This is a genomic window from Belnapia sp. AC561 (genome assembly GCF_979252845.1).
Genome location: NZ_CEEDBP010000361.1, coordinates 1 through 251, shown reverse-complemented (window position 1 = coordinate 251; position 251 = coordinate 1). Strand labels below are relative to the sequence as shown.

1 protein-coding gene is annotated in these 251 nt (G+C 70.9%); it reads right to left on the bottom strand.

The genetic code is table 11. The features are described 5' to 3' along the window. The coding region (locus tag AC0IW9_RS31435) for a hypothetical protein (protein WP_471652208.1) at positions 1 to 199 on the bottom strand (199 nt) is incomplete at its 3' end. Positions 200 to 251 lie beyond the last annotated feature (52 nt).

Here is a 251-nt window from a genome sequence, read left to right as displayed (position 1 = left end):
CCGACAGCCCGGAGGACACCGGCGCGGTCACGCCCGCCGCGGCCATGCGCATGCCGGCGAACAGTGGCGGGTCGAAGCGGCTGGCGACCAGCAACACGCCACCCACCACCGCTCCGGCCACGGCCAGAACGTAGCCGATGAACATGCTGTATTGCCGCCGCCTTGAAAATCCGGCCCTGCGGTCGTGGACGGGCGCCATGCGCCGGCCTCCTTCCCTGGAGGTCAGCCGTTCTGGAGGACGCCGCGGAACA